Here is a 26,046-nt window from a genome sequence, read left to right on the forward strand (position 1 = left end):
TCATGCGTACTTCATCCCGACTTCTCGCGGGGCTGCTGACGGCTGCGTGCTGCACCGTCGCCGCCCATGCGCAATCCGACGCCGCGAGCGCGGCGGCGCCGTCGTCGATGCCCGTGCAGGAATCCGCGCAGGCAACCGCGTCGCCCGGCCTGTCGCCGGCTCAACGCAAGGCAGCCGACCGCAAGCTGCAACGCCGCGTCAGCTCGGCGCTCGCGCGCACCAGAAACCTGAACGCGACGCGCATCCTCGTGCGGGCGCGCGACGGCGTCGTGACGCTGGCCGGCTCGGTCACCGATACGAACCAGGTGAATCTCGCGGCAGCGGTCGCGCGGCGCGTCGACGGTGTCGCGTCGGTGTCGAACCTGTTGCGAATCGATGGTCAGCAGCCCTGATTGCGGGGCGTGGCCCCATTCATTTATTCACTACGAGGCATGACTCGATGCGATTCGATCGACGCTTTACGACGACCCGGTACACCCGCCGGATCGCCGGCACCTTCGTGCTCGCCGGCGGGCTCGCGCTCGCCGCAACTGCACTTGCAGCACCCGCCGCGCCCGATGTTGCCGCGCCGGGCGTGATGCAGGGCTTTCCGCCGCCGGCCGACCAGGTCGTCAGCAAGGCGAATGCGTTCACGCCGGCGCGGCTGCGCTGGGCGCTGAGCAACACGCGGATGCTCGCGCCGACGGCCGGCATCCGGCACGCGGCCACGCCGATGCCGTTACCCGAGCAACCGGTGTCCGGTCTCGACGCGCTGCCCGTCACGATCGGCGGCGAAACGCTGGCGCTCGACGCGTACCTGCGCGCGACCCATACCGACGGCTTCATCGTCGTGCAGCGCGGCCGGATCGTCTACGAGCGGTATTTCGACGGCTTCCGGCCCGATCAGCAGCACGCATGGGCGTCGATGACGAAATCCGTGACGGGCCTGCTGGCCGCGCAGATGGTCGAATCCGGCGTGCTCGACGCGAGTGCGCCGCTGTCGCGCGCCGTGCCGGAACTGGCCGACACGCCGTTCGGCAGCGCGACGCTGCAGCAGAACCTGGACATGGAAGTGCCCACGGCCTACGCGCCCGGCGTGCCGCCCGATCTCGGCCTGTTCGGCGCCGTCGGGCTGGTGCCGCGCCGCGAAGGCGCACCGGCCAGCATCGTCGACTTCCTGCAAACCGTGCGGCGCGTGCCGGACGTGGCGCCGGGCAGCCTGTGGTTCTACCAGAACGGCTCGCCGGAAGCTGTCGCATGGGCGATGCAGCGCGCGACGGGACAGTCGTGGAGCGCGCTGGTCGAGCGGTGGCTGTGGCGCGATTTCGCGGAAGACGACGCGTACGTCGCGGTGGACCGCAACGCGATGGCGATGGCGAGCGGCGGGTTCTACACGACGCTGCGCGATGCCGCGCGCTTTGCGGAACGCGTGCGTACCGGGTTCGGCGGCGCGCCGGGCACGTTGCCCGCCGCGACGATTCGCGCGGCGCTGCGGCCTGTGCACAACGCGGACTTGTTTGCGAAAGGAAATGCCGTGCCTGGCCGCGACGGCTTCACATACCGGGACTACTGGTATCAGGTGAACGATGGTGACGGTTCCTTCGCCGCATCAGGGCGCTTCGGCCAGTCGATCCTCGTCGATCCGAAGGCCGCGCTGACAATCGTCAAGTTCTCGTCGTCGCCTGACTTCGCACCGCGCGCGCTTGATGCGAAGACCGATGCATTGCGGCCGCGCGCCGCGCTCGAACGCGGCGACGCGCTGAGCATGGTCGCGCACGCGCTCGCCGAGCGGCTGCGGTAACACCCTCCGCGCGCCCGCGCACCCGCGCGGGTCAGCGCGCGATCTGCCGGTTCCCGCGCGTATCCCGCAGCGCGCGGCGCGCGTTGACCGCGGTTCAATCGACCACCATCACCGTGCGCACCAACCCGTTCGACGCCGCGCTGCGGCGACCGATGCACGGGCCATCAGGGAAAACCGCATAGGCGCCTCACGCGTCGCCGTTTCGTCAGCTTGCTTACGCGAGCCATTCACGTCTGAGCAAAGCGCGCCGCGTCCGGCGGACCTGCGCGCTTTCGTTTCTCTTGCGGGCACACGCGTGCCCCGCGCCTTTCCCCTCCATTCGATTTTCAACTGCCGACCAGTTGAACATTTCATTTCTTGATGTGATTGCGGCTGGATACCATCCAGCGACTGTCTATACAACCCGATCGGGATGCATGGGCAGCACCGACAAAACACAACACAACATCGATGAGCAGGTTTGGAGAGGAGATGACGGAGATGGTGCGAATGAAGGCTGGTAAAACGGGCGCCGCATGCGTGAGCGCGGCTGTCGCGATGCTGTTCGCGGGCACCGCGCACGCGCAGTCGACGGTGACGTTGTACGGGATCGTCGATGCGGGTGTGACCTACACGAACAACGCGAAGGGGCATGCGCTGTGGCAGTTCACGGGCGGCAACGAATCGGGCCCGCGCTGGGGGCTGATCGGCTCCGAGGATCTCGGCGGCGGCCTGAAGGCGAACTTCCGGCTCGAGAACGGCTTCAACGTCGCGAACGGCGCGCTCGGGCAGGGCGGCCGGATGTTCGGGCGTTCGGCGTGGGTCGGCCTGAGCGGCGCGAACTGGGGCGCGGTGACGCTCGGCCGCCAGTACAACTCGACGCAGGACATCCTCGGCTCGCTGCAGATGAGCAGCTTCCTCGCGCAATACTCGACGCACCCGTTCGACAACGACGACATCAACAACACCTTCCGTCTCAACAACGCGGTGAAGTACGTGTCGCCGACGATCGCGGGCCTGCAGGCGAACCTCGTGTACGGCTTCTCGAACTCGACCGGCTTCGCGAACGACAACAGCTGGAGCGCGGGCGTCACGTACGTGAACGGGCCACTCAACGCGGGCGCCGCGTATGCGCGCGTGAATCATCCGGCGAGCAGCGCGGCGGGCGCGGTTGCGTCCGACAACTACTACCCGTCGTCGGCGTCGGTGTTCGGCGCGGGCATGTCGAGCGCGGTGCGCCAGCAGATCTGGGGCGCGGGCGGCAGCTACGCGATCGGGCAGGCGACGCTCGGCCTGTTGTACACGGGCTCGAACTTCGGGCAGGCAACGGGCGGCGCGCTGCGCTTCAACAACTACGAAGGCAGCCTGCGCTACATGGTGACGCCCGCGCTGATGGCCGCGGCCGGCTACACCTATACGAAGGTCGCGCGCGGCGGCGACAGCGGCCACTATCAGCAGGTGTCGGCCGGCGTGCAGTACCTGCTGTCCAAGCGCACCGACGTGTACGTGAACGGCTTCTACCAGAAGGCGTCGTCGTCCGTCGGCCAGGCGTGGATCGACGGCACGGACAGCCCGTCGTCGACGACGTCGCAGGTGGCGGTGGTGGTCGGCATCCGCCAGAAGTTCTGATGTTCTGATGCGTACGCGCGTCTTCCGGAGGAGGCACTCATGAAATTCAAACTGTTGCTGGCGGCGCTGCCGTTCGTCGGGATGTATGCAGGCGGCTCGATCGCCGAGGTGAAACCGCTGCTGTTCGGGCTGCCGTTCCTGCTCGTCTGGAACCTCGCCTGGATGGCGGCGACCGCCGCGATCCTCGCGATCCTGTTCGTTCTCGACGAGCGCGACGCGGCCCGCGACGGCCGCACGGGAGACGCGCGATGAACGCATCGATCATCATCATCGCGGCGTTCGCCGTGTTCGCGCTGGCGATCGGCGTGATGGCGCGCCGCGGCCGCAAACTCACGCTCGAGCAGTGGGCGGTCGGCGGGCGCGGCTTCGGCTCGCTGCTCACGTTCCTGCTGATGGCCGGCGAGGCGTTCTCGACGTTCTCGTTTCTCGGCGCGAGCGGCTGGACCTACAGCAAGGGCGTGCCGGCGTTCTACATCCTGTCGTACGGCTGCCTCGCGTTCGTGATCGGCTACTGGATGCTGCCCGCGGTCTGGCGCTACGCGAAGGAACGCGGGCTCGTGTCGTTCGCCGATTATTTCGCGTCGAAGTACGACAGCCGCGCGATCGGCGTGCTGGTCTCGATCGTCGCGGTGTTCGCGATGGTGTCGCTGCTGATGATCCAGCTGCGCGGGCTCGGCGTGATCGTGTCGGAGATGTCGTACGGGGTGATTCCGCAATCGGCCGCGATCTGGATCGCCGCGACGCTGATGGCCGTCTACATGGTCGTGTCGGGCATCCACGGCTCGGCGAGCATCGCGATCGTCAAGGACGTGCTGATCCTCGCGATCGCGATCTTCCTGGGCCTGTACCTGCCGATGCATTACTACGGCGGGCTCGGCGAGATGTTCGCGAAGATCGAGGCCGCGCACCCCGAACTGCTGCGCATGCCCGAGCACGGCTTCAACCTGAGCTGGTACAACTCGACGATCCTGCTCACGTCGCTCGGCTACTACCTGTATCCGCACGGCTTCACCGCGATCTACGTCGCGAAGGACGAACGCGCGCTGCGCCGCAACGTGATACTGATGCCGCTGTACCAGGTGCTGATTGCGTTCCTGTTCCTCGTCGGCTTCGCGGCCGTGATGACCGTGCACGGGCTCGAAGGCGCGCAGACCGATCTCGCGCTGCTGCGCCTCGTGAAGCAGACGTTCCCCGCGTGGTTCGTGGGCATCGTCGGCGGCACCGGGTTGCTGACCGCGCTGGTGCCGGGCTCGCTGATCATGCTGAATGCATCGACGACGATCGCGCGCAACATCTACCGCGAAGGCTTCGCACCGAACGCGACCGACCGCGAGGTCACGCGCGTCGCGCGGATCGCCTTGCCGATCTTCACGCTGGTCGTCGTCTATTTCGTGCTGCGCGGCGGCGCGACCTTCGTCACGCTCGCGATCTTCTCGTCGAGCCTGCTCACGCAGCTCGTGCCGATGCTCGCATCGAGCTTCCTGAAGCGACCGTTCGGCACGCGTGAAGGCGCGTTCGCGGGCATCGCGACCGGCGCGATCGTGATCGCGATGACGAACTACTATGGCGTGACGCTCGCGTCGCTGTTTCCGGGCGCATCGAACACGCTGACGTCGATCAACCCGGGGCTCGTTGCGCTCGCGGTGAACGCGGTGGTGTTCGTCGCGATCAGCGCGGTGCAGCGCAAGCTGAAGGCGCGCATCGCGACGCCGGTCGGCTCCGCGTGACAGCGGCTGCTTCATGACGCCGTTCGCAGTCGAGCCGCCGGGCAGCCGCCTGGCGGCTTTGTCGTTCGACGGCTGACCGATTCATTCGAACCCAAACAGGACAATACGCGATGACTACCGAGGAAAAACACGACGACAGGCGCGAAGCGATCGACACGCTGATCGCGAACGGCTGCGTGATCACGATGGACCCGCAACGGCGCGTGATCGAGAACGGTGCGGTTGCCGTGAAGGGCGATCGCATCGTCGCCGTGGGCGGCACCGATGAACTGCAGGCGCGCTACCGCGCCGCGCGCACGATCGACGCGCGCCGCAAGGCCGTGCTGCCGGGCCTGATCGATGCGCACGCGCACGCGGGCCATGCGATGCTGCGCACGATCGGCGGCGCCGACGGCGATGCATGGTCCGCCGCGGCCGAGACGATCTACACGCGCGCGTCGGACGAGGCGTTCTGGGAAACCGAATCGCATCTCGCCGCGCTGGAACGGCTGAAGGCCGGCGTGACGACCGGCGTGTCGCTGCTCGGCGGCGGCAACTCGATCATGCGCGTCGACGATCCGGTCTACGCGCGGCGCCATTGCGACGCGGTCGTGCGCACCGGCACACGCTCGATCGTCGCGGTCGGCCCGTCGCGTCCGCCCGCACCGCGAGCGTACACGCGCCACACGCCGGACGGCAGCGACACGCGCGACATCGATTTCGACACGATGGCCGACGTGTGCGAAGAGATCATCGACACCTGCCACGGCGATGCCGACGGCCGGATCCGGATCGCGCTCACGCTGCCCGTGTACGGCCCCGAGCACGATCCGGAACTCGCGCAGTACGAGCGCGCGTTCCGCGAGCAGGCCGCGCGTTACGGCGCGCTCGCGCGCGAGCGCGGGCTCACGTTCACGCAGGACGGCCATCGCGCCGGCACGCTCGCATTCGCGCATCGCGAGCTCGGGCTGCTCGGCCCGACGTCGTTCATGTCGCACAGCATCGACCTGACCGACGACGACATCGCGGCATGCGTGGAGACGGGCACCGCGATCGTGCACAACCCGAGCGCGATCATGTCGATCATCGGGCGCTGCCCGGTGCCCGAGCTGATCGATGCGGGCGTGACGGTGGCGATCGCGTCGGACGGCGCGGCGCCCGATCGCGGCTACGACATGTTCCGCCACATGTGGCAGTGCATGCACTATCACCGCCGGCACTTCCGCGACCCGGACGTGCTGCCGCACGGCAAGGTGCTGGAGATGGTGACGATCGACGCGGCGAAGGCGCTGTCGATCGATCACGAGGTCGGTTCGCTCGAAGCAGGCAAGCTTGCCGACATCATCCTCGTCGACCTGTTCCGCCCGCACATGATGCCGATGAACATGCCCGTGTATCGCGTGACGTGCTTCGCGAATGCGGCCGACGTGTGCATGACGATGGTCGGCGGGCGCGTGCTGATGGAGGACCGGCGCGTGCTGTCGGTCGACGAGAACGCGATTCTCGAGCGCGTGATGGAAGTGGCGGAAATCACGATGGAACGCAGCGGGTTGCGTCACCTGCTGGACGAACCGGCGACGCTGTGGGGGCGCAGTCACTACTGACCGACCGCTGCGCCGCTGGCGGTTCGCATGACGATACGCTGGCAAGGCCGGCCCGGTTCGGGCCGGCCTTTTTGCTTCACGGATGCGTCGCTGAAACGGCTTCGAGTCGAACGGCCCGGCAAGCGGCGGCGGGGCCGGCACGCGCGTCGGCGGAGACATGGCTGCTGCGGCCGCGTAACGCGACGCTACCTGCACGCGCGTGAGGATTTCGTCAGCATCGGGCAACGCAACAATGCCGATGGTTGGCGGTCGGCGGACATGCTAGGATTTCCTTCAAACAACTCCGGAGACTGCTATGCCGTTCATCTGCGAAAACGTTGAATGTCGTGCCGTACTGGCTCGCGGGCAGGTCAGGTCCACTCACGAGGACGACGGGTGGTGCTTCTACTGCCCCGATTGCAAGGCCAGGAACGAGTTGAAGGATATCGGCGTGCCGGGCGGCCCCGTCGAGTTGGTGCAGCCGGACAGATCCAGCCTCCCTCATAAGGTGATTGCAACGGCCCGACCTTTGGAGGACGGCAGATACGCAGCGCAATTGCGGGTTCAGCGGGCGCTCGGCGTAAAAGGAACATACGCGGCCGAAGAACACTGGGAGCAGCTCGGCGTGTTCCCCGACGCACAGGAAGCCGTCGCGCATGCGAAGTCGTTCGCAACGGACCTGCTGCAACGAACGGCCTGACCGCACGCTTCACGCAGGATGGCGCGATACATCCGGCAATGCGCGGATCGGTACGGCATGCACATGACCGTCGATCCGCGCGGCAGCCTGGTGCAACCCGATGGTTGAAACCGGGTGCCGCATCATGCCGGATACCCCGTCAAATACGATGTGATCGGCTTGAATTCGATCAGCGTCGATTCACGCGGCACCACTGGCAGCGAGCTTGACGAACAGTCGGGCGGCTTCGTTGCCGTCGGACAAAGCGCGCAGCGCGAGGGAGAGCGCCAGTTGTGCGTCGTGTGAGGCCGCGCTGCGATCCTGCTCGAAGAGCTTGACGGCGTGGCGCATGTGCTGCGCCGCCTGCGTGTGAAGTTCGACGGCCGCCGCATGGAGTTTTGCGACGTCGGCGGCATTGGCGCCCGAGCCGGCCGATGGCGCCGCCGGCGTATTGGCACTGTGCGCGCCGGCATCGTGTGCCTGGTCGATCGCATGCAACGTGTGACCATGAGCCATCATCGCCTGATGTGCGGCATGGGCAAAGTCCTTGCCGTCCTCGAAATGGCGAGACGCCTCGCGGTGATATCGCGCGGCCTGCTCGTGGTGTGACGCCGCGGCTTCGAGATGCGCTTTCTTGCTGTGCTTCGTGTTCATGCCGGCTCCCGTGCAACTTCAGGACTGACGCGGATGGCGACCGATTCGAAGACACGGCGGCGGGTCGCAGCGACGTTCCAATCTACACGCACTTGCGTGTTCCGTGGCATTTGCGCGTTGCGGGCATCGGTATCGCGTTCGGGCCGCTTCTCGCGATGGGCTGTTGTCATGACCACATAGTGAGGCACCCGAACAAAACGTCAGCGGGCCTCGCGGGTTCTCCGGGCCGTGCCGCAAGGAAGACGGCGTTGCGGGGCCACATCGCTTCGCTCGCAAAACAGGCCACCTGGTGAAACAGTTACAAGATTGTTGTTGACGGTGGTGCTGTCCGGCAGTTAGTGTGCATGGCTGAAGTCCAAGAAGTCCGATTGCTGTTCATCAATTGCTCGCTCCCCCAAGCGGTATTCGTTGTCCTCTCCCTCCTTGACGCTTCACGCGCTCTTCCACAGAGCAAATCTTCATATTTTTTTCTCAAGGAATCTTCATGGATACCGGTATCGTCAAGTGGTTCAACGACAGCAAAGGCTTTGGCTTCATCACTCCGGACAAGGGCGGCGACGACCTGTTCGCTCATTTCTCCGAAATTCGGACCGACGGCTTCAAGACGCTGGCTGAAAATCAGAAAGTGAGCTTCGAAACGAAGCAAGGCCCGAAGGGTCTGCAAGCGGCCAACATCACGCCGCTGTAAAGTTTGAAGGACCTGGCCTCCACCGACGGAGGCCGGGTTGCAGCGACATCCTCACGGAGCCTGGTCTCCTACAGTTGGCGCGATCGCTTATTGCTGCGTTTGTTTTTTTCAGCAGCTTGCCAAGCGCCACACGCCTCGTTGCGATTCATTCTCCCCTCCGGCTGCAACGCCCATTTTTCGCTTTCCGACTGCTTCAGATTCGGCTCGCAATGGCCTTGAATCAGCGCGCCTGTGCACATTTCGCACGGCACGCACGCACTCGTACATCATTAAAATTAAAATGCAAAACAATCGAATTCAACAGTACAACGGCTATGCCGTCCAACCCTCGGCGCATCGTTTGCCCGACGGTAGCTTTTCATCCAACCTGCTGCTCGAACGCACCGACAGCGCGCGCACCGAAGGCCGCTACCAGTTCTATTCGCTCGACTATTTCGCGAGCGAAGCGCAGGCGCTGCAGCACTCGGCGCGCTGGGCACGCAACTGGGTCGACACGCGCGGTTAAACGCAGCGCCCCGGTGCGAGACGTCGAACGCAGATGAAACAACCGGGCGCGACCCACACAGCGCGCCCGAACATCACGCGCGATCGATTCATCGAGCGGCATTCCCGCCAGCCCGGAAAGGGCTTCTCGTATCGGCGAACCGTTGCCTGAAACAGGAAAGGGGCGTCGCACGTTCGCGTGCGACGCCCCTTTGCATTGACCGGCCCATGCGCCGGTCGCGTTCGTCAGTTGTAGATATCGAACGAGAAATATTTCTTCGCGATCCGCTGGTAAGTGCCGTCCTGAATCAAACTCGCGAGCGCCTGATTGATCTGCGTGCGCAGCGCATCGTCATCCTTGCGCACGCCGATCGCCGACCCGACGCCCAGCGTCTTCGGATCGTGCAGCGGCGGCCCCGCGAACGCGAAGTTTGCCCCCTTCGCGGTCTTCAGGAAACCGAGATCGGCCTGCACCGACGATTGCAGCGACGCGTCGAGGCGCCCCGACAGCAAGTCCTGATACACGAGATCCTGCGTCTGGTACGTGCGGACGATCACGCCCTTCGGCTCCCAGTACGTGCGTGCATAGGTTTCCTGCGTCGACCCCTGCTCGACGCCGACGCTCTTGCCCTGCAGCGATTCGGGCGTCGGCTGCAGGTTCGCGCCGCGCCGTGCGACGAGGCGCGGCGGCACGTTGTTGATCTTGTCCGTGAACGCGATCTGCGCGAGGCGCTTCTCGGTCACGCTCATCGACGACAGCACGCCGTCGAACTTGCGCGCCTTCAGCGCCGGGATCATCCCGTCGAACGCGTTCTCGACCCACACGCAACGAACCTTCATCCGTTCGCAGATCGCGTTGCCGAGATCGATGTCGAAGCCGACGAGCTTGCCGTCGGGCGCGAGCGATTCGAACGGCGCGTAGCTGGGATCGACGCCGAGGCGCAGGACCGCCGGGTCTTTCGCGGCGGCGGCGCCTGCCGCCAGCGCGAGCGCGGCGGCCAGAACGAATTTTTTCATGACTGTCTCCAATACCGATTGATGTTGTTTGTCGTGAAGCGAAGGTGCGGCCGATGGGCGTGACGGCCCGCGCCCGGCCATGCGCGGGCGGCTGGACGATCGCCGGAAGAGGCCGGCGCCCGCCCGGATCAGGGGTTCGGGTTCAGTGCGCGGCGCCGGTGATGCGCGCCATGCTGCGCCGGTAGCCGGCAGGCGAGAATGCGGCGTTCAGCGCGGCCATCGCGGCGATCACGCCGATATGCATCCACCACGCGATCGCGAAGCCGCCGCCCGCGTCGCGCAGCCAGCCGATCAACCAGGGGCTGGCAGCGACGGTCAGGAAGCCGACGCCTTGCACGAACGCGGCGAGCGCGCCCGCGAGCCGTGCGTCGGGCAGGTGGTCGAGCGTGACGATCAGGCTCATCGAGAAGAAGCCGCCGAGACCGAGGCCGACGCTCGCGACCCAGAGCCACGGCGCGAACGCGGGCAGCGTCGCGAACCCGGCGAAGCCGGCCGCCTGCAGCGCGAGCGTGAGCCACAGCACGGTGCGACGGTCGGGCGAACGTTTCGCGAGCATCGGCATCGCGAGCGCGCCGGTCGCCTGGAACAGCGCCATCCACGCGAGCAGGTTGCCGCTCGCCTGCGGGCTCATGCCGACGCTGCGGTAGAACGCGGGCAGCCACGCGACGAGGCTCGCGTAGCCGCTGTTGCTGAGGCCGAAGAACAACGCGAGTTGCCACGCGCGCGGAATGCGCAGGAACGCGCTGATCGGCGCCGATGCGGTGCTCGCGTGCACGGCGTCGCGCGGCGCCTTCGCGCGCCACAGCGCGAGCGTGACGAAGGCGGGCACGGCCCACACGGCGAGCGCGAGATGCCAGCCGCCGTGCGCGGCGAGCCACGGGGCCGCGACCGCGCCGAACGCGCCGCCGCCGACCAGCGCAGCCGAATAGAGACCCATCACGAGCGGCAGCCGGTCGACGAACCAGCGCTTTGCAAGGCCCGGCACGAGCGCCTGGACCACGGCGACGCCGGCGCCCGCGACGATCGCGGTCGCGATCAGACCGGTGCTGCCGTGCGTCCACAGGCGCGCGGTGCAGCCGATCGCGATCAGCGTCAGCGCGGCGCTCAGCGCGCGTTGCTCGCCGAAACGCCGCGCGAGCCCGACGCCGACGCCGGCCACCACACCCATCAGCACGAACGGCAGCGTGGTCAGCAGCGCGGCCGCGCGAAAGCCGAGGCCGGTATCGGCGCGCACGACGTCGAGCACGGGGCCGAACGCGGTCAGGAACGGACGCAGGTTGAGCCCGGCCAGCACCAGCAGCGCGAGCGCGCCATAGGACACGGAAGCCGCATGCGGGCGATGTACGGCGTGCGCGGTGCCGGGGTCGGTCATCGGGATGCTCCAGGGAGGGGCCGGTGGCCCTGTGATGCGATGCCGAAAGGGTAAGCGCGCGCTACGCCAGGAGAAAATTAAATATTCGACTGCGAATCAGTGCGGATTGCGATGGGGCGGGGCGGGATGACGGGGACGGATGGGCGCGGCTGCGGCGGCGCGGGAGCGGCCGCCCGCGCAAGCATCATGACGCGGCCGGCGCGTATTCAGCGGCAGCCTTTTCGCGCGCGGCCACCAGCGTCCGGATGCGCGCGCGATCGGCGACCGTCTCCGGCGTGAAGATCACGAGCGTCAGGTCGGGCCGGCCGCTGACGGCGAACGCCGAATATTCGAGCGCGATCCGCCCGACGGCCGGATGGCGCAGTTCCTTGGTGCCTTCTTCATGCGACCGGATATCGTGGTCGCGCCACAGCGCGTCGAACTCGGCGCTCGTCGCGCGCATCTCGTCGACGAACGCCTGCACGGTGTGCGTCGCGCCGCCGCGTGCGACGTCCGCGCGAAACGCGCCCACCGCGAAGCGCGCGACCTGGTGCCAGTTCGACTGCGCGTCGCGCACGCGCGGATCGACGAAGATGAGCCGCAGGATGTTGCGCAGCGCGGGCGGCAGTGTCGCGTAGTCGGTCAGTGTCGCGGCCGCCGCGTCGTTCCACGCGACGACGTCCCACGTCGCCGAGCGCACGATCGCCGGGCTCGTTTCGAGCGAATCGAGCACGTGCTGCAGGCGCGGCGTCACGCTGTCGGTCGCGTGGTAGCGCACTTCGGGCGGATGGCCGAGGTCGATCAGGAACAGGTGCTCGCGCTCGGCGTCGTTCAGCAGCAATGCGCGCGCGAGCCGGTCGAGCACGTCGGCCGACGGCGCACCGCCGCGCCCCTGTTCGAGCCACGTGTACCACGCGGCGCTGACGTGCGCACGCTGGGCGACTTCCTCGCGCCGCAGGCCCGGCGTGCGGCGGCGCGTGACCGGCAGGCCGAGCGCGGCCGGGTCGAGTTTTTCGCGGCGATCCCGAAGGTACGCGCCGAGCAGGTTGTCGGATGCGTCTGCCATAGCCTGTTAGTTCGTTTACCGGTAAACCGTCACGTCTTCACTGCGCGAGGCGGTCGCCAGATAGTAATCCTCCATTCCATCCGGAGGTACTGAACATGCGTGTCTTTGTCACTGGAGCATCGGGATTCGTCGGCTCCGCCGTCGTCGCCGAACTCGTCGCCGCGGGGCATGCGGTGCGTGGCCTCGCGCGTTCCGATGCGGCTGCCGCATCGGTCGCGGCGGCCGGCGCGGACGTCCTGCGCGGATCGCTGGAGGATCTCGACAGCCTGAAGCGCGGCGCCGATGCCGCCGACGCCGTGATCCATACCGGCTTCAATCACGACTTCTCGCGCTTCGCGCAGAACTGCGAACTCGACCGCCGCGCGATCGAGACGCTCGGCGCGGCGCTCGCCGGGTCGGCGCGGCCGCTCGTCGTCACGTCGGGCCTCGCGCTCGTCGCGCCCGGCCGCGAGGCGACCGAGGCCGATCCGCACGTGCCGGTTTCGGCAAGCTATCCGCGTGCGTCGGAAGCGACGGCGGTCGCGCTCGAAGCGCAGGGCGTGCATGCGTCGGTCGTGCGCCTGCCGCCGTCCGTACACGGCGACGGCGATCACGGTTTCGTGCCGCACCTGATCGCGTTCGCCAGGCAGAAGGGCGTATCGGCCTATATCGGCGATGGCGACAACCGCTGGCCGGCCGTGCACCGGCTCGATGCGGCGCGCGTGTACCGGCTCGCGATCGAACGCGGTGCGGCCGGCGCGCGCTATCACGCGGTCGACGATACGGGGGTGCCGTTCCGCGAGATCGCGGCAGTGATCGGCCGCCGGCTGAACGTGCCGGTCGTCGCGAAACCGGCGGCGGAAGCCGGCGAACATTTCGGCTGGTTCGCGATGTTCGCGGGGATGGATGCGCCCGCAACCAGCGAGCGCACGCGTGCGTGGCTCGACTGGGCGCCGACGCAGCCGCGGCTGATCGCCGATATCGACAGGCCGCGGTATTTCGAAAGCTGACGAACGGGCGGGGTGTGTCGTGGCGTTGCTTTCACACGGCGCGCCCCGCCCGCATTCACCGCTCAGACCGTCACGACGATCTTCCCGACCTGCGCGCCGGCTTCCATGTACCGATGCGCGTCGGCGATGTCGTCGAACGCGAACGTGCGGTCGATCGACGGCTTCAGCGTGCCGGCCGCGAGCCCGTCGACGATGAAGCGCTTCGCGCGTTCGAGCCGCTGCGTATCGCCGGTAATTTCGAACAGCTCGTAGCCGCGCAGCGTCAGGTGGCGCGCGAGCAGGTCCATCACCGGCACCGGGATGTCGCGCGTGTCGAGCGCGCCGTACTGGAAGAACGTGCCGTTCGTGCGCAGCGCGCGCAGCAGGTTCGCCGCGTCGGGGCCGCCGACCGGATCGAACACGACGCGCGCGCCGATGCCGCCCGTCATCTCCGCCACCTGCTGCGGCAGGTCCGCCGGGCTGCCGACGATCACGTGCGCCGCGCCCGCGTCGAGCAGCGCCTGGCGCTTCGCTTCGCCGCGTGTCAGCGCGATCGGCACCGCGCCGACATGGTTCGCGATCTGGATCGCCGCCTGCCCGACGCTGCTCGACGCGGCGCCGATCAGCACCGCGTCGCCGCGCTGCAGGCCGCCGAGTTCGATCAGCGCGCCGTAAGCCGTGACGAACATCATCCACGTCGCGGCCGCTTCCTCGAACGACAGGCTGTCCGGGTGTTTGACGACCGCATGCGCGGGCACGTTGACCACGTCGCCGTACATCCCGTAATCGGCGAACGAGAACGCCGGCACGACGCTCACCGCGTCGCCTTCGGCGAACCCGGTCACGTTGCTGCCGACCGCCGCGACGACGCCCGATGCCTCATAGCCGAGCGACGCGGGCAAGCGCGGCGTGAACGTATAGGCGCCGCTGCGGTACATCACTTCCGCGCGATTGAGGCCGATTGCCTTCACGCGCAAGCGGATTTCGTCGGTGCCCGGCGCGGGCACGTCGACGTTGTCGATCTGCAGCACGTCGGGGCCGCCGATGCGATGGAAACGAACGATGCGGGACATGAATGGCTCCTTCGATGAATGGGTGTCGATGAAGGAGCACTGTAGGCGGGTACCTGCGCCGGATAAACGCGCGACGGAATCATTGATTGTTATTCGTCGAATAACAATCGGCGGGAACCTGTTTCACGCGGGATAGCGGCGCGCGATCAGCTCGGTGAGCCAGTCGATGAACGCGCGCACCTTGTCGGGCAGATGCGCGCGGTTCGGGTACAGCACGGAAATCGGCTTCGGCACGGCCGGCACGCCGGGCAGCAGTTCGATCAGTTGGCCCGAGTCGATGCTCGGCTGCAGCGCGGGCCGCAACGCGTACACGATGCCGAGGCCGGCCAGCCCGCAGGACAGCAGCGCTTCCGAGTTGTCCGTGAGGAGGCTGCTCGCGAGCTTCATCGAGACGGTTTCGCCTTTCTGGCGGAACGTCCATTCGAGCACCTTGCGATTGCTGCCGGAGAAGAAGTTGACCGCACGATGCGTGCGCAGGTCGTCGAGCGTGCGCGGCAAACCGTGGCGCGAAACATAAGTAGGAGACGCGCACATGACCATCGGCACCGCGCCGACCGTGCGCGCGATCATGCTCGAATCCTTCAGCGTGCCGATCCGCACGACGCAGTCGATGCCTTCGCCGATCAGGTCGGCCGGCTGGTCGCTCGTGCCGAGCACGAGCTCGATCTGCGGATAGCGCTGCTGGAAGTCGGGCAGCGCCGGAATGACGACCGTCTTCGCGAGTGCCAGCGCGATGTCGAGCCGCAGCCGGCCCTTCGGCACCGCGCGCTGCTTCGGGAACGATGCGAACGCGTCGTCGATGCTGCCGAGCAACTGCACGCAGCGCGTATAAAACGCTTCGCCTTCGGCGGTCATGCTCACGCGGCGCGTGCTGCGGTTCAGCAGCCGGATGCCGAGTTCCTGTTCGAGCTGCTGCACCGCTTTCGTCACGGCCGGGCGATGCAGTTGCAGCGCGTCGGCGGCCTGCGTGAAGTTGCCGCGCTCGACGATCTGTACGTAGATCTGCATCGTTTGCAGGCGGTCCATGGCGTTCCCGGATGTCGTGGCGAACGGCCATCTTCGCATACGGCCCGGCACCGGCGCGACACCTGTGCGCGGCCGACCGCACGCCGCGCGTCAAACGTCATTCGACCGGATGCAGATCCTGCAGCAGCGTCGGCACGAGTTCCGACACGGTCGGGTGGATGTGCATCGCGCGGCTGATCGTCGTGTACGGCGCGCCGGCGGCCATCACGTCGAGCATCCCGTGCACGACTTCGTCGCCCGTCACGCCGAGAATCGACGCGCCGAGGATCGCATGGCTGTCCGCGTCGACGATCACCTTCATGAAACCCTGGCTCTCGCCTTTCTCCACCGCGCGGCCGACGCGCGTCATCGGGCGCGTGCCGACGAGCAGCCGGCGGCCCGTCTGCTTCGCTTCCGCGAGTGTCATGCCGACGCGGCCGAGCGGCGGGTCGATATACATCGCGTAGGCCGTGATGCGGTCGGACACCTTGCGCGGATCGTTGTCGAGCAGGTTGGCCGCGACGATCTCGTAGTCGTTGTACGCGGTGTGCGTGAACGCGCCGCGCCCGTTGCAGTCGCCGAGCGCCCAGATGCCGGGCACGTTCGTGCGCAACTGCTCGTCGACGGTGATGTAGCCGCGCGCGTCGGTGTCGACGCCGGCCCGGTCGAGCCCGAGATCGTCGGTGTTCGGCACGCGCCCGACCGCGAGCAGCAGGTGCGAGCCGGCGACTTCGCGGCCGCCGCCCGCGCAGTCGAGGCCGACCACGATGCTGCTGCCGTCGCGTCGCGCGCTCAGGCAGTTCGCGTCGAGCTGCACGTCGATCCCTTCGTTTTCGAGAATCTCGCGCACGGCTTGCGAGACGTCGTCGTCCTCGCGACGGATCAGGCGCGAGCCCTTCTCGACGATCGTGACTTTCGCGCCGAAGCGGCGGTACATCTGGCCGAACTCGAGCCCGACGTAGCTGCCGCCGACGATGACGAGATGTTCGGGCAGGAAGTCGACGTCCATCATCGTCGAGTTGGTCAGGTACGGCACCGCGTCGAGGCCTGGCATCGGCGGCACCTGCGCGCGTCCGCCGACGTTGATGAAGATGCGCTCCGCCTCGAGCAGTTCGTCGCCGACGCGCACCGCGTCGGCCCGCTCGAAGCGGGCGTGCCCCTGGAACACGGTCGTGTTGGCGAGGCCGCGCACCCATTGCTCGACGCCGTGGGTCGAGCGGCCGGAGATCTGGTCCTTGCGCGCCTTCACGGCTTTCATGTCGACGGTGACGGGGCCGCCGACCGACACGCCGTATTCGCCCGCGCGGCGTGCGAGCTGCGCGGCGTACGCGCTTGCGATCAGCGTCTTGGTCGGAATGCAGCCGGTGTTCACGCAGGTGCCGCCGAAGCGGCCGCGTTCGACGATCGCCACTTTCATGCCCGCGCCGGACAGCCGCGCGGCGAGGGGCGGCCCGGCTTGCCCGGTGCCGATGACGATCGCATCGAAGTGTTGCGTCATGACGTCCTCCTGCGCGGGTGCGACGTGAGAAGGCGGGCGGGCGAGCCGCGTGCGGCGCCGCGTCGTGCGACGGCGAGCGCTTATGGTAGTCCTGTTGGCGCGGGGCTGCGAGTGCCTGAAGGGCGAGAAGGACGAGAAGGACGAGAAGGACGAGAAGGGCGAGAAGGGCGAGAAGGGCGAAGCGTCGGCGAGCGCGAGTGACGGGCCGCGCGCTGGTGCGCGCGGGAGGCGCCCGGCGCGCCGCAATCGGTCGCGGCGCGCTCCACCGGTCGCGTCATTCCTTGCGTTTCCACTGACTGAACGACACCGGCCGATGGGCGTCGGCGCGCGTGACGGTGACCTCGTCGGGCTTGCCGTCGAGCGGAAACGATTCGGTGACGATCTGGTTCGAGAATACCCAGCCGTGCGTGCGCGGGTCGTAGCGGAACGTCACGTAGTCGGTCCAGTGCTGCCCGCACGCGACGAAATTCTGTACGGTGAAGTAGCGACCTTTCACCGACAGGCCGTTGTCGGCGGCGTCTTCCGGATCGAACGGATCGCACTGGCCGCCTTCGTTCGCGCGCAGGACGACCTGGTCGTTACGCGCGGCGAGCCGGAACGCATGATCGGCCTGTTCCTCGTAGATCAGCAGCGGGCGCGGCGACGGCTGCTCGCGCGTATCGACCGCGCGATGCACGACGACGAGAAAGCTGTGCCGCCCGTCACCGAGATCGGGGCCGGCCTGCGCGAGCAGTGGCTGGTAGCCGGGTGGCAGCTGTGCGGCGATCGGCTTCGGCAGGGTGTCGGCGCGGGCGCCGGCAGGCCATGCCGCGAGCAACGGGAGCAGCAACGGGAACAGGCGGAGAGCGCGCATGGCGGAGTGTCCGGTCGAAAGGGGAAAGGGCTTGCCGGCCGTGCGCGGTTACAGGTCGCGCCCGAGAAACTCGGTGCCCGGCACCGGATTGAACGCGACGGGCGGCGCGGGCGTGAAGCCGAGCGATGCATACAGTTGCCTTGCAGCGACGAATTCGGGCAGCACGTCGAGGCACATGCGCGCATAACCGGCCGCCTTCGCGTCGCGCAGCAGCCGTTCGACGAGCTGGCGGCCGACGTTCAGCCCGCGCGCTTCGGGGCGTACGTACACGCGCTTCATCTCGCACGACGACGCGTCGATTTCCCGGAATGCCGCGCAACCGACCGCACGCTCGCCGTGCCACGCGAGCAGCAGCAACCCGCGCGGCGCCGCGTATTTGCCGGGCAGCGCGGCGATCTCGGGCTCGTAGTCCTGGAATTCGAGGCTGACGGTGGGGCTGGCGATGTACTCGCGGAAGATCGCCTCGACGACGCGGGCGTCGTCGGGATAGCGGGCGGCGCGGATCTCGATCATGGGTGCTGGTGCGGGATGACGGAAAAGACGGCCAGCATAGCAGCGCGCGGGCGCTTTCGGCCGCGCGCGAAGCGTGCCAGAATCAGCGGCTCGACCCGTCGGAAACGACACGCAGGCGCCGGCGCTTCGGCGTCGCTGACCAAGGAGATTTCGATGACTGCATCGGCTGCCGTACTCGCCATCCTGGCTGCGCTGTGGCTCGGCGCGATGATTCCGGGCCCGAGCTTCGTGCTGGTTGCGCGCAATTCGATCGGGCTGTCGCGCCGCGACGGGCTCGCCACCGCGCTCGGCATGGGCATGGGCGGCATCGTGTTCGGCGGCGTCGCGCTGGCCGGGCTCTATACGCTGCTGCAGGCCGTCGAATGGCTGTACGTGGGCCTCAAGGTGGCGGGCGGTGCGTACCTGATCTACATGGCGTCGAAGATCTGGCGCGGCGCCGATCGTCCGATCGCGATGGAAGATCCGCAGGCGATGGCCGCCGGCAGCGCGCGCAAGTCGTTCTGGACGGGGCTGACGACGCAGCTCAGCAACCCGAAGACGGCGATCTGGTACGGCAGTATCTTCGCGGCGCTGCTTCCGCAGCATCCGCCGCTGTGGTGCTATCTCGCGCTGCCGCCGCTCGTGTTCGGCGTCGAATTCGGCTGGTACACGATCGTCGCGCTGTGTTTTTCCACGCGCAAACCGCGCGAGCTTTACCTGCGCGCGAAGAAATGGGTCGACCGCATCGCAGCCGGCGCGATCACGCTGCTCGGGCTGCGGCTCATCCTGAACGCGCCGAAAGCGGGGATCTGACCGGGTTCATTCCCGGCGGGCATGGTACGGCGGCTGGCCATTTCCGTGGCCGGCCGTTAGCGTTTTCGGCCCAGCGGCCCAGCGGCCCAGCGGCCCAGCGGCCCAGCCGCCCGCCGCCCGACCGCCTGACCGCCTGACCGTCCAACGGCCCAACCGCCCGAAAGCCCGAAAGCCCGAAAGCCCGAAAGCCCGAAAGCCTGTCACGCTTCCGGCACCGACACCTGCTCGGAACGAGTTCATTTCTTCCCGATGTCCGCGGCGGCTGCACCAGTCGCCAACGCGATTCCCAACCCCTCTACCACCCGCCAAGCCTTGCCCAACGGGCGTTCGCGTGCGTCACACGGTCCGCTGGCCGGCGCGGCTTCCCCGATTCTGACGGCCGCCTCCCCGACGACGTGTAAACTGCTGCCTTTTTTGACGGTTTGCAGCATGGTGCAAGCTCCTCCGCGCCCGGCATTGAGCGGTCCGACCCTCGTCCGGCTGCTCGCGCGCCTGGCCGATGCCGACGTCGCGGAATCCCGCCAGACGCTGTCCGACCGCCTGAGCCAGTGGCTCGGCTGGACCGACGCGATCACGCTGTCGTCCGCACTGAATGCGAGCCCGCCGGGCGTCGCGGCCGGCGTGCGCGGCTACGACGCGGAGCGCGACGGTGCGCGCGTGCGTCACGATCTCGCGCAGGCGATCATGGCCACCAACCGGCGGCCTGCGCGCCGCCGGCCCGGTGACATGCCGCCGCCGGCCGCCGACACGGCCGATTTTGCGGATTTCCGTCAGCGTTACCTGTCGCTCCAGCAGGACATGGAAACGGCGATCGGCCAGTTGCGCGGCCGTCTGCGGGTCGCGCTCGCCGCACGCTCGTCCGGGATGGCGCGGCTCGCGACGCTCGACACGATCATGGAGCGCGTGCTCGGCGCGCGCGAGCGCAGCCTGCTGTCGGCCGTGCCCGCGCTGCTCGGCACGCGTTTCGGGCGGCTGCGCGACGCGGAACGGCAAGCGCTGGCCGACGCCGAATCGGCGGCAGCGGCAGCGGCAGCGGCAGCGGCAGCGGTAGCGGTAGCGGCAGCGGCCGACACGGCCGGTACGGCTGACGGCGACGTGCTTGTCGACAGCCCGCCCGCCGACGGCCCGTCCGCAGCGGCGATCATCCCCGGTGCATGGCTCGACACGTTTCGCGACGAGATGCAGAGCATCCTGCTTGCCGAACTCGAAGTCCGGTTTCAAACGGTAGAAGGGCTGCTCGCGGCCCTTCGCACCAGCTAATCAATACGCTATGTCCAGAATTCGCATCGATCTCGTTGTTTTCGCCGCCGGCCTGCTCGCAGTGGGCTGGATCGGCGTCGGTTATGTCGCGTCGAACCCGCTGGCGACGGCCGTCACGCTGCTGATCGGCGCGTGCTACGTCGCCGGCGCATGGGAGCTGCTGCGCTACCGGCAGGCGACCGCCACGCTGTCGCGCGCGGTCGCCGGGCTGACCGCGCCGCCCGCGAAGCTCGACGCGTGGCTCGACACGCTGCACCCGGGCCTGCGCGGCGCGGTGCGCGCACGGGTCGAAGGCGCGCGCGTCGCGCTGCCGGGGCCGTCGCTCACGCCTTACCTCGTCGGCCTGCTCGTGCTGCTCGGCATGCTCGGTACGCTGCTCGGGATGGTCGTGACGCTGAAAGGCACGGGCGCCGCGCTCGAAAGCGCGACCGATCTCGATGCGATCCGCGCGTCGCTGATCGCGCCGGTGAAGGGCCTCGGGTTCGCGTTCGGCACGTCGATCGCCGGCGTCGCGACGTCCGCGATGCTCGGCCTGCTGTCCGCGCTCGTGCGCCGCGAGCGGATCGACGCGGGCCAGCAGCTCGACGCGAAGATCGCGACGACGTTGCGCGTGCATTCGTCCGCGCACCAGCGCGACGAATCGTTCCGGCTGCTGCAGCGCCAGGCCGACGTGATGCCGGCGCTGGTCGACCGGCTGCAGACGATGATGACGACGCTCGAAGCGCGCAGCGTCGCGTTGCACGATCGCCAGCTCGAAAGCCAGCAGGCGTTTTTCGACCGGACCGAGCGCGCGTATGCGGGCCTCGCGTCGAACGTCGGCGATGCGCTGAAGGAAAGCGCCGCCGAGAGCGCGCGCGTGGCCGGCGCCGCGCTGCAGCCGGTCGTCGCCGCGACGATGACGGGGCTCGCGCAGGAGATGGCCGCGTTGCGCGACACCGTGACGGGCGCCGTGCAGCGTCAGCTCGACGGGCTGACGGACGGCTTCGAGAAAACCACCGGCAATGTGACGACCGTCTGGAACCGCGCGATCGACGAACAGCGCCGCGCGGGCGACGCCGTCGCGCAGCAGTTGCAGACGACACTCGGCCAGTTCACCGACACGTTCGCGCAGCGTTCGACGGATTTGCTCGACGGCGTCGCGACGCGCCTCGAATCGACCGAAGGCCGCCTGTCGGACGCGTGGCGCGATGCGCTGTCGCGCCAGGAGCAGGTCGGCGAGACGCTGGCCATCCAGCATGCGCGTGCGCTCGGCGAAGCCGCCGCGACGTTCGAGCGGCATTCGGGCGCGACGCTCGCCGCGATGCGCGAGTCGCACGAAGGGCTGCAAACGCAACTGGCCGCACGCGACGAGGAGCGCCTTGCCGCGTGGAACGACTCGCTGGCCACGATGGCCGCGAAACTCGGCGACGAATGGCAGCGCGCGGGCGCGCACAGCGCGGGCCGTCAGCAGGAAATCTGCGACGCGCTCGCGCAAACCACGCGCGATCTCACCGAACAGGCTTCGACGTTCGAACAACGCTCGAACGATCTGTTGACGACGATTCGCGATTCGCACACGGGCCTGCAGACGCAACTGGCTGCGCGTGATGAAGAACGCCTGTCGACCTGGAGCGACTCGCTGTCCGCGATGGCCGCGAAACTCGGTGACGAGTGGCAACGCGCGGGCGTGCACAGTGCCGGCCGTCAGCAGGAAATCTGCGACGCGCTTGCGCAAACCACGCGCGATCTCACGACACAGGCTTCGACGTTCGAACAACGCTCGAACGATCTGCTGTCGACGATTCGCGATTCACACACGGGCTTGCAAACGCAGCTCGCCGCACGCGACGAAGAGCGCCTGTCGACCTGGAACGACTCGCTGTCCGCGATGGCCACGAAACTCGGCGACGAATGGCAACGCGCAGGTGTGCACAGTGCAGGCCGTCAGCAGGAAATCTGCGACGCGCTCGCGCAAACCACGCGTGATCTCACTGCACAGGCCTCGGCGTTCGAACAACGCTCGAACGATCTGCTGTCGACGATCCGCGATTCGCACACGGGCCTGCAAACGCAGCTGGCCGCACGCGACGAAGAGCGCCTGTCGGCCTGGAACGATTCGCTGTCCGCGATGGCCGTGAAGCTCGGTGACGAATGGCAACGCGCAGGCGTGCACAGCGCAGGCCGCCAGCAGGAAATCTGCGACGCGCTCGCGCAAACCACACGCGATCTCACCGCACAGGCCTCGACGTTCGAACAACGCTCGAACGATCTGCTGACGACGATTCGCGATTCGCATACGGGCCTGCAAACGCAACTCGCCGCACGCGACGAACAGCGCCTGTCGGCCTGGAACGATTCGCTCGCCGCGATGGCGGCCGCGCTGCGCGACGAATGGGCGCAGACGAGCGCGCAGGCCGCGACGCGCCAGCAGGACATCTGCGACACGCTGGCCCGCACCGCGAACGACATCACCGCGCAGGCGCAGGTGCATGCGAGCGACACGATCAACGAAATCGCGCGTCTCGTGCAGGCTGCATCGGAAGCGCCGAAGGCCGCGGCCGACGTCGTCGCCGAGCTGCGTCAGCGGCTGTCCGACAGCATGGTGCGCGATACCGCGACGCTCGAGGAACGCAGCCGCCTGCTCGCGACGCTCGAAACGCTGCTCGGCGCGGTCAACCACGCGTCGACCGAACAACGCACCGCGATCGATGCGCTCGTCAGCACGTCGGCCGACCTGCTCGACCGCGTCGGCGCGCGCTTCAACGACACCGTCGATGCCGAAACGCGCAAGCTCGATTCGGTGGCCGCGCAGGTGACGGCGGGCGCGGTCGAGGTCGCGAGCCTCGGCGATGCGTTCGGGATGGCCGTGCAGGTGTTCGGCGAATCGAACGACAAGTTGCTGACCCATCTGCAACGCATCGAGGCTGCGCTCGAGAAATCGCTCGCGCGCAGCGACGAACAGCTCGAGTACTACGTCGCGCAGGCGCGCGAGGTGATCGACCTGAGCATGATGTCGCAGAAGCAGATCGTCGAAGACTTGCAGCAGCTCGCCGGCCGGCGGGCGCCCGTCGGAGCGTAACGCATGCACGACGAAATCGACGGCGGCGCGCCATCCGCGCCGGTGTGGCCCGCGTTCGCCGACCTGATGTCGGTGCTGCTCGGCGCGTTCGTGCTGATCCTCGTCGGCGTGATCGGCATGCAGCTGCAGCTCACGTCGAAGCTCGAGGAAGCGGTGCGTGCGCGCCAGCAGGAAGCGCAGCAGCGCAAGTCGCTCGAACAGGCGCTCGCCGGGCCGCTCGCGGCCGGCCGCGTGACGCTCGTGAACGGGCGCATCGGCATCAGCGGCAACGTGCTGTTCGCGCTGAACTCCGACCAGTTGCAGCCCGCCGGCCGCGACCTGCTGAAGACACTGGCCGTGCCGCTGGCCACTTACCTGAAGACGCGCGACGAGATCCTGATGGTCAGCGGGTTTGCCGACGACCAGCAGGTGCATGCGGGCAACCGCCAGTTCGCGGACAACTGGGAGCTGTCGGCCAAGCGTGCGCTGACGGTCACGCGCGCGATGATCGACGCCGGCGTGCCGGCTTCGTCGGTGTTCGCGGCCGCGTTCGGCTCCGAGCAGCCGGTCAGCTCGAACGCGGACGATGAAGGCCGCGCGAAGAACCGCCGCGTGGAAATCGCGCCGGTGCCGCGCAAGACCGCGTCGAACGGAGGGAAGGCGCGGTGACGCACGACGCGACGCATGCGCGCGCGACGCTCGACGCATGGCGCGAGCAGGGCGCCGATCGGCTCGACCCCGTGCGCTTTCACCGGATCGACGCGCTCGAACGGCGCGCGGCCGTGCTCGGCGGCGATGCGCGCGGGCTGCTCGATGCGCGGCTGGCGACGCTGATGGAAGGCTTTGCGGAAGTCGTCGCGCGAGCCGGTGAAGGCGCGGTCGAGCGTGCGGCAACGGCAGGCGTGCCACCGCGCGGCGCGCTTGCCGGGCTCGTCGAACGGCTCGCGCGCGACGCGCAGGCCGACCGGCGCGGGCTCGATCCCGAACTGGTCGACTACTTCCGCACGATGTGGTCGAAGGTCCGCACGGAACAGCAGTACCGCCAGTCGCTCGACCAGGTGCCGCGCAACGCGGGGCCGCTCAATTCGAACAGCCTCGTGCACCGGTCGCTTGCGACGATGCGCGAGCTGTCGCCGGAATATCTGCAGCAGTTCCTGTCGTACGTCGATGCGCTCGCGTGGCTCGAGGATCTCGCCGGCGGCGGCGCGCAGCCCGAGAAGGAAGCGCCGCGCGCGAAGACGGTAAAGAAAGGCACGCGCGTCAAGAGCCGGTAGCGCACGCCCGCGCGCCATTGCCGCGGAGGCCGGTCACATCGATACCTGGCCCGACGCCGCCGCATTCTGATACCGCGCCGCGCTGATGAATTTCGAAAACCGTTCGCACCAGATCACGACCGACGTGTATTGCGCGGGATTCACGTCGGCGGGAAGCGGCACGACGAAATTGCCGAATGTCTTCAGATCGCCCACGCGCGCGGCCTGCGACTTGATCGCGAGGAACGACGCCTTGGTGTCGACGAATTCCGGAACGAGATAGATCTTGTAGTCGGGCCCCGGCGCGATGTCGCCTTCGAAGGCGATCGACGAATCGGTGATCGTCAGCTTGCCGTTCGCCCAGTGCAGCGCATCGCTGCCCGGCAGGTTGCGTTCGAAGCGGCCGGTATGGCGCGTGTTTTCGGCGGCGACTTGCAGCTCGACCGCGCTTGCGCCTTCCGATGCCGTCAGGATCGGCAGCACGTAGATGCCGGCGGCGAATGCCACGAGCGCCGTCGCGAGATGCGACGCGATCAATATCCAGATTCTGGTTTTCATATCGGACCCTTTGAACGAGAACGGAAGGTGGCGCCTGGCCACCTATCTGTAGTCGCGCGAGCCGGCCCGATCTGACAACCAATCGGTTTTCGTCCGGGCACGCGGCCCGCATCGGGCGCGACGCCCGATAGCCGCATGACGACACGACGTCGAATAAATTCCGTCGGCGTGTGTCATCTTTGCGCTTGCGGCTCGACTCACTCTCCATCGACAACGTCGTCGATGCTCAGGAGAGTTCACATGAACAAGCTTGCTCAGTACGTTCTCGCGACGGTTGCCGCGACCGCTTCTGTTTCCGCATGGGCCGCGCCCCAATCCACCGTGACGCGCGCGGAGGTCACGGCCGAACTGGCCGCGCTGCACGCGGCCGGCTACCGTCAGACCGGCGAAGACCCGCACTATCCGGCGCGGCTGTCGGAAGCGCTGATGAAGATCGGTTCGGCCAACACGCCGGCGGCCGATACGAGCGGATACGGGACGATGGCGCCCGCCGCGAGCGAGTCGGGCTCGATTGCCCGCGAGCTGCCGATCTATCGCGGACGATGATCCGGCGCGGACATTGCGCCTGCCGGCGGGCGCAATGTCCGATTCGTCCGGACTGCGATGCGTTTCCGGATACGC

General features: G+C 67.9%; 27 protein-coding genes. 16 read left to right on the top strand and 11 right to left on the bottom strand.

Going from position 1 to position 26,046, the window contains the following annotated elements:
• The first annotated feature begins 2 nt into the window (after positions 1 to 2).
• From BBJ41_RS30925 to BBJ41_RS30955, 7 genes are all read left to right on the top strand, one after another.
• Positions 3 to 392 (top strand): BON domain-containing protein, encoded by a 390-nt coding sequence (locus BBJ41_RS30925; protein ID WP_069749962.1) that lies wholly within the window; start codon positions 3 to 5, stop codon positions 390 to 392.
• 47 nt (positions 393 to 439) lie between these two features.
• Entirely contained in the window at positions 440 to 1,780 is a 1,341-nt protein-coding gene (locus BBJ41_RS30930; protein ID WP_069749963.1) for a serine hydrolase domain-containing protein, read from the top strand.
• Between the two features lie 537 nt (positions 1,781 to 2,317).
• Complete coding sequence (locus BBJ41_RS30935) at positions 2,318 to 3,388, top strand: porin (RefSeq protein ID WP_069750453.1); 1,071 nt, start codon at positions 2,318 to 2,320, stop codon at positions 3,386 to 3,388.
• A 39-nt stretch (positions 3,389 to 3,427) separates the two neighbouring features.
• Positions 3,428 to 3,640 (top strand): DUF3311 domain-containing protein, encoded by a 213-nt coding sequence (locus BBJ41_RS30940; protein WP_069749964.1) that lies wholly within the window; start codon positions 3,428 to 3,430, stop codon positions 3,638 to 3,640.
• Positions 3,637 to 5,115 (top strand): sodium:solute symporter family protein, encoded by a 1,479-nt coding sequence (locus BBJ41_RS30945; protein WP_069749965.1) that lies wholly within the window; start codon positions 3,637 to 3,639, stop codon positions 5,113 to 5,115. Before BBJ41_RS30940 ends, BBJ41_RS30945 begins: the two co-directional genes overlap by 4 nt.
• A gap of 110 nt (positions 5,116 to 5,225) precedes the next feature.
• Positions 5,226 to 6,698 carry an amidohydrolase family protein gene (locus BBJ41_RS30950; protein WP_069749966.1) on the top strand — a complete coding sequence of 491 codons (1,473 nt, stop codon included), beginning with the start codon at positions 5,226 to 5,228 and terminating at the stop codon, positions 6,696 to 6,698.
• Positions 6,699 to 6,993: 295 nt separating this feature from the next.
• Positions 6,994 to 7,377 carry a hypothetical protein gene (locus tag BBJ41_RS30955; RefSeq protein WP_069749967.1) on the top strand — a complete coding sequence of 128 codons (384 nt, stop codon included), beginning with the start codon at positions 6,994 to 6,996 and terminating at the stop codon, positions 7,375 to 7,377.
• A gap of 180 nt (positions 7,378 to 7,557) precedes the next feature.
• Here BBJ41_RS30955 and BBJ41_RS40790 read toward each other — a convergent pair whose 3' ends face one another.
• The gene (locus BBJ41_RS40790; protein ID WP_069749968.1) at positions 7,558 to 8,010 is read right to left on the bottom strand and encodes a hypothetical protein; all 453 of its coding nucleotides are present in this window, start codon (positions 8,008 to 8,010) and stop codon (positions 7,558 to 7,560) included.
• Between the two features lie 484 nt (positions 8,011 to 8,494).
• On the opposite strand from BBJ41_RS40790, the gene BBJ41_RS30965 reads away from it, so the two are divergent.
• Both BBJ41_RS30965 and BBJ41_RS30970 read left to right on the top strand, forming a co-directional pair.
• Positions 8,495 to 8,698 carry a cold-shock protein gene (locus BBJ41_RS30965; RefSeq protein ID WP_069749969.1) on the top strand — a complete coding sequence of 68 codons (204 nt, stop codon included), beginning with the start codon at positions 8,495 to 8,497 and terminating at the stop codon, positions 8,696 to 8,698.
• Between the two features lie 280 nt (positions 8,699 to 8,978).
• A complete protein-coding gene (locus BBJ41_RS30970) occupies positions 8,979 to 9,203 on the top strand; it encodes a hypothetical protein (protein ID WP_069749970.1) in 225 nt (74 codons plus the stop codon).
• A 224-nt stretch (positions 9,204 to 9,427) separates the two neighbouring features.
• Here the strand turns inward: BBJ41_RS30970 and BBJ41_RS30975 are convergent, their stop codons facing one another.
• The 3 genes from BBJ41_RS30975 to BBJ41_RS30985 form a co-directional block, all read right to left on the bottom strand.
• The gene (locus tag BBJ41_RS30975; RefSeq protein ID WP_069749971.1) at positions 9,428 to 10,198 is read right to left on the bottom strand and encodes an ABC transporter substrate-binding protein; all 771 of its coding nucleotides are present in this window, start codon (positions 10,196 to 10,198) and stop codon (positions 9,428 to 9,430) included.
• Between the two features lie 142 nt (positions 10,199 to 10,340).
• The gene (locus tag BBJ41_RS30980) at positions 10,341 to 11,570 is read right to left on the bottom strand and encodes a cyanate transporter (RefSeq protein WP_083282023.1); all 1,230 of its coding nucleotides are present in this window, start codon (positions 11,568 to 11,570) and stop codon (positions 10,341 to 10,343) included.
• A gap of 184 nt (positions 11,571 to 11,754) precedes the next feature.
• Positions 11,755 to 12,615: a helix-turn-helix transcriptional regulator gene (locus BBJ41_RS30985; protein WP_069749972.1), complete on the bottom strand. Its 861-nt coding sequence runs from the start codon at positions 12,613 to 12,615 to the stop codon at positions 11,755 to 11,757.
• Positions 12,616 to 12,710: 95 nt separating this feature from the next.
• Between BBJ41_RS30985 and BBJ41_RS30990 the strand changes: the two genes are divergently transcribed.
• The gene (locus BBJ41_RS30990; RefSeq protein WP_069749973.1) at positions 12,711 to 13,604 is read left to right on the top strand and encodes an SDR family oxidoreductase; all 894 of its coding nucleotides are present in this window, start codon (positions 12,711 to 12,713) and stop codon (positions 13,602 to 13,604) included.
• A 62-nt stretch (positions 13,605 to 13,666) separates the two neighbouring features.
• Here BBJ41_RS30990 and BBJ41_RS30995 read toward each other — a convergent pair whose 3' ends face one another.
• The 5 genes from BBJ41_RS30995 to BBJ41_RS31015 form a co-directional block, all read right to left on the bottom strand.
• Complete coding sequence (locus BBJ41_RS30995) at positions 13,667 to 14,656, bottom strand: zinc-dependent alcohol dehydrogenase family protein (RefSeq protein WP_069749974.1); 990 nt, start codon at positions 14,654 to 14,656, stop codon at positions 13,667 to 13,669.
• A 123-nt stretch (positions 14,657 to 14,779) separates the two neighbouring features.
• Entirely contained in the window at positions 14,780 to 15,682 is a 903-nt protein-coding gene (locus tag BBJ41_RS31000) for a LysR family transcriptional regulator (protein ID WP_069749975.1), read from the bottom strand.
• 97 nt (positions 15,683 to 15,779) lie between these two features.
• The gene (locus tag BBJ41_RS31005; RefSeq protein WP_069749976.1) at positions 15,780 to 17,159 is read right to left on the bottom strand and encodes an FAD-containing oxidoreductase; all 1,380 of its coding nucleotides are present in this window, start codon (positions 17,157 to 17,159) and stop codon (positions 15,780 to 15,782) included.
• Positions 17,160 to 17,433: 274 nt separating this feature from the next.
• Positions 17,434 to 18,012, bottom strand: a complete 579-nt coding sequence (locus tag BBJ41_RS31010) for a hypothetical protein (RefSeq protein WP_069749977.1) — start codon at positions 18,010 to 18,012, stop codon at positions 17,434 to 17,436.
• A 48-nt stretch (positions 18,013 to 18,060) separates the two neighbouring features.
• A complete protein-coding gene (locus BBJ41_RS31015) occupies positions 18,061 to 18,525 on the bottom strand; it encodes a GNAT family N-acetyltransferase (protein ID WP_069749978.1) in 465 nt (154 codons plus the stop codon).
• Between the two features lie 153 nt (positions 18,526 to 18,678).
• Between BBJ41_RS31015 and BBJ41_RS31020 the strand changes: the two genes are divergently transcribed.
• Positions 18,679 to 19,317, top strand: a complete 639-nt coding sequence (locus BBJ41_RS31020) for a LysE family translocator (protein WP_069749979.1) — start codon at positions 18,679 to 18,681, stop codon at positions 19,315 to 19,317.
• A 236-nt stretch (positions 19,318 to 19,553) separates the two neighbouring features.
• On the opposite strand, the gene BBJ41_RS40795 is transcribed toward BBJ41_RS31020, so the two are convergent.
• The gene (locus BBJ41_RS40795; RefSeq protein ID WP_156814909.1) at positions 19,554 to 19,748 is read right to left on the bottom strand and encodes a hypothetical protein; all 195 of its coding nucleotides are present in this window, start codon (positions 19,746 to 19,748) and stop codon (positions 19,554 to 19,556) included.
• On the opposite strand from BBJ41_RS40795, the gene BBJ41_RS31025 reads away from it, so the two are divergent.
• Genes BBJ41_RS31025 through BBJ41_RS31040 form a run of 4 tightly spaced genes read left to right on the top strand, consistent with a single transcriptional unit; the run spans position 19,747 to position 24,888 of the window.
• The gene (locus tag BBJ41_RS31025; RefSeq protein ID WP_069749980.1) at positions 19,747 to 20,577 is read left to right on the top strand and encodes a DUF3348 domain-containing protein; all 831 of its coding nucleotides are present in this window, start codon (positions 19,747 to 19,749) and stop codon (positions 20,575 to 20,577) included. The two genes, BBJ41_RS40795 and BBJ41_RS31025, sit on opposite strands and share 2 nt — an antisense overlap.
• Before the next feature lie 10 nt (positions 20,578 to 20,587).
• A complete protein-coding gene (locus tag BBJ41_RS31030) occupies positions 20,588 to 23,635 on the top strand; it encodes a DUF802 domain-containing protein (protein WP_069749981.1) in 3,048 nt (1,015 codons plus the stop codon).
• A 3-nt stretch (positions 23,636 to 23,638) separates the two neighbouring features.
• A complete protein-coding gene (locus BBJ41_RS31035; protein ID WP_069749982.1) occupies positions 23,639 to 24,283 on the top strand; it encodes an OmpA family protein in 645 nt (214 codons plus the stop codon).
• Positions 24,280 to 24,888 carry a DUF2894 domain-containing protein gene (locus BBJ41_RS31040; RefSeq protein WP_069749983.1) on the top strand — a complete coding sequence of 203 codons (609 nt, stop codon included), beginning with the start codon at positions 24,280 to 24,282 and terminating at the stop codon, positions 24,886 to 24,888. The genes BBJ41_RS31035 and BBJ41_RS31040 overlap by 4 nt, the downstream gene beginning before the upstream one ends.
• Positions 24,889 to 24,921: 33 nt before the next feature.
• Here the strand turns inward: BBJ41_RS31040 and BBJ41_RS31045 are convergent, their stop codons facing one another.
• Positions 24,922 to 25,425 (bottom strand): DM13 domain-containing protein, encoded by a 504-nt coding sequence (locus BBJ41_RS31045; RefSeq protein ID WP_069749984.1) that lies wholly within the window; start codon positions 25,423 to 25,425, stop codon positions 24,922 to 24,924.
• A gap of 240 nt (positions 25,426 to 25,665) precedes the next feature.
• Between BBJ41_RS31045 and BBJ41_RS31050 the strand changes: the two genes are divergently transcribed.
• On the top strand, positions 25,666 to 25,971 hold the full coding sequence (locus BBJ41_RS31050; protein ID WP_069749985.1) for a DUF4148 domain-containing protein: 306 nt from the start codon (positions 25,666 to 25,668) through the stop codon (positions 25,969 to 25,971).
• The last annotated feature ends 75 nt before the right edge of the window (positions 25,972 to 26,046 follow it).

The sequence above is a fragment of the Burkholderia stabilis genome (assembly GCF_001742165.1).
Classification (GTDB): domain Bacteria; phylum Pseudomonadota; class Gammaproteobacteria; order Burkholderiales; family Burkholderiaceae; genus Burkholderia; species Burkholderia stabilis.

What these genes read in the sequence shown, in the direction of transcription:
- BBJ41_RS30925 (WP_069749962.1), top strand. Translation starts at nt 3, where the DNA reads ATGCGTACTTCATCCCGACTTCTCGCGGGGCTGCTGACGGCTGCGTGC.
- BBJ41_RS30930 (WP_069749963.1), top strand. Translation starts at nt 440, where the DNA reads ATGCGATTCGATCGACGCTTTACGACGACCCGGTACACCCGCCGGATC.
- BBJ41_RS30935 (WP_069750453.1), top strand. Translation starts at nt 2,318, where the DNA reads ATGCTGTTCGCGGGCACCGCGCACGCGCAGTCGACGGTGACGTTGTAC.
- BBJ41_RS30940 (WP_069749964.1), top strand. Translation starts at nt 3,428, where the DNA reads ATGAAATTCAAACTGTTGCTGGCGGCGCTGCCGTTCGTCGGGATGTAT.
- BBJ41_RS30945 (WP_069749965.1), top strand. Translation starts at nt 3,637, where the DNA reads ATGAACGCATCGATCATCATCATCGCGGCGTTCGCCGTGTTCGCGCTG.
- BBJ41_RS30950 (WP_069749966.1), top strand. Translation starts at nt 5,226, where the DNA reads ATGACTACCGAGGAAAAACACGACGACAGGCGCGAAGCGATCGACACG.
- BBJ41_RS30955 (WP_069749967.1), top strand. Translation starts at nt 6,994, where the DNA reads ATGCCGTTCATCTGCGAAAACGTTGAATGTCGTGCCGTACTGGCTCGC.
- BBJ41_RS40790 (WP_069749968.1), bottom strand. Translation starts at nt 8,010, where the DNA reads ATGAACACGAAGCACAGCAAGAAAGCGCATCTCGAAGCCGCGGCGTCA.
- BBJ41_RS30965 (WP_069749969.1), top strand. Translation starts at nt 8,495, where the DNA reads ATGGATACCGGTATCGTCAAGTGGTTCAACGACAGCAAAGGCTTTGGC.
- BBJ41_RS30970 (WP_069749970.1), top strand. Translation starts at nt 8,979, where the DNA reads ATGCAAAACAATCGAATTCAACAGTACAACGGCTATGCCGTCCAACCC.
- BBJ41_RS30975 (WP_069749971.1), bottom strand. Translation starts at nt 10,198, where the DNA reads ATGAAAAAATTCGTTCTGGCCGCCGCGCTCGCGCTGGCGGCAGGCGCC.
- BBJ41_RS30980 (WP_083282023.1), bottom strand. Translation starts at nt 11,570, where the DNA reads ATGACCGACCCCGGCACCGCGCACGCCGTACATCGCCCGCATGCGGCT.
- BBJ41_RS30985 (WP_069749972.1), bottom strand. Translation starts at nt 12,615, where the DNA reads ATGGCAGACGCATCCGACAACCTGCTCGGCGCGTACCTTCGGGATCGC.
- BBJ41_RS30990 (WP_069749973.1), top strand. Translation starts at nt 12,711, where the DNA reads ATGCGTGTCTTTGTCACTGGAGCATCGGGATTCGTCGGCTCCGCCGTC.
- BBJ41_RS30995 (WP_069749974.1), bottom strand. Translation starts at nt 14,656, where the DNA reads ATGTCCCGCATCGTTCGTTTCCATCGCATCGGCGGCCCCGACGTGCTG.
- BBJ41_RS31000 (WP_069749975.1), bottom strand. Translation starts at nt 15,682, where the DNA reads ATGGACCGCCTGCAAACGATGCAGATCTACGTACAGATCGTCGAGCGC.
- BBJ41_RS31005 (WP_069749976.1), bottom strand. Translation starts at nt 17,159, where the DNA reads ATGACGCAACACTTCGATGCGATCGTCATCGGCACCGGGCAAGCCGGG.
- BBJ41_RS31010 (WP_069749977.1), bottom strand. Translation starts at nt 18,012, where the DNA reads ATGCGCGCTCTCCGCCTGTTCCCGTTGCTGCTCCCGTTGCTCGCGGCA.
- BBJ41_RS31015 (WP_069749978.1), bottom strand. Translation starts at nt 18,525, where the DNA reads ATGATCGAGATCCGCGCCGCCCGCTATCCCGACGACGCCCGCGTCGTC.
- BBJ41_RS31020 (WP_069749979.1), top strand. Translation starts at nt 18,679, where the DNA reads ATGACTGCATCGGCTGCCGTACTCGCCATCCTGGCTGCGCTGTGGCTC.
- BBJ41_RS31025 (WP_069749980.1), top strand. Translation starts at nt 19,747, where the DNA reads ATGGTGCAAGCTCCTCCGCGCCCGGCATTGAGCGGTCCGACCCTCGTC.
- BBJ41_RS40795 (WP_156814909.1), bottom strand. Translation starts at nt 19,748, where the DNA reads ATGCTGCAAACCGTCAAAAAAGGCAGCAGTTTACACGTCGTCGGGGAG.
- BBJ41_RS31030 (WP_069749981.1), top strand. Translation starts at nt 20,588, where the DNA reads ATGTCCAGAATTCGCATCGATCTCGTTGTTTTCGCCGCCGGCCTGCTC.
- BBJ41_RS31035 (WP_069749982.1), top strand. Translation starts at nt 23,639, where the DNA reads ATGCACGACGAAATCGACGGCGGCGCGCCATCCGCGCCGGTGTGGCCC.
- BBJ41_RS31045 (WP_069749984.1), bottom strand. Translation starts at nt 25,425, where the DNA reads ATGAAAACCAGAATCTGGATATTGATCGCGTCGCATCTCGCGACGGCG.
- BBJ41_RS31050 (WP_069749985.1), top strand. Translation starts at nt 25,666, where the DNA reads ATGAACAAGCTTGCTCAGTACGTTCTCGCGACGGTTGCCGCGACCGCT.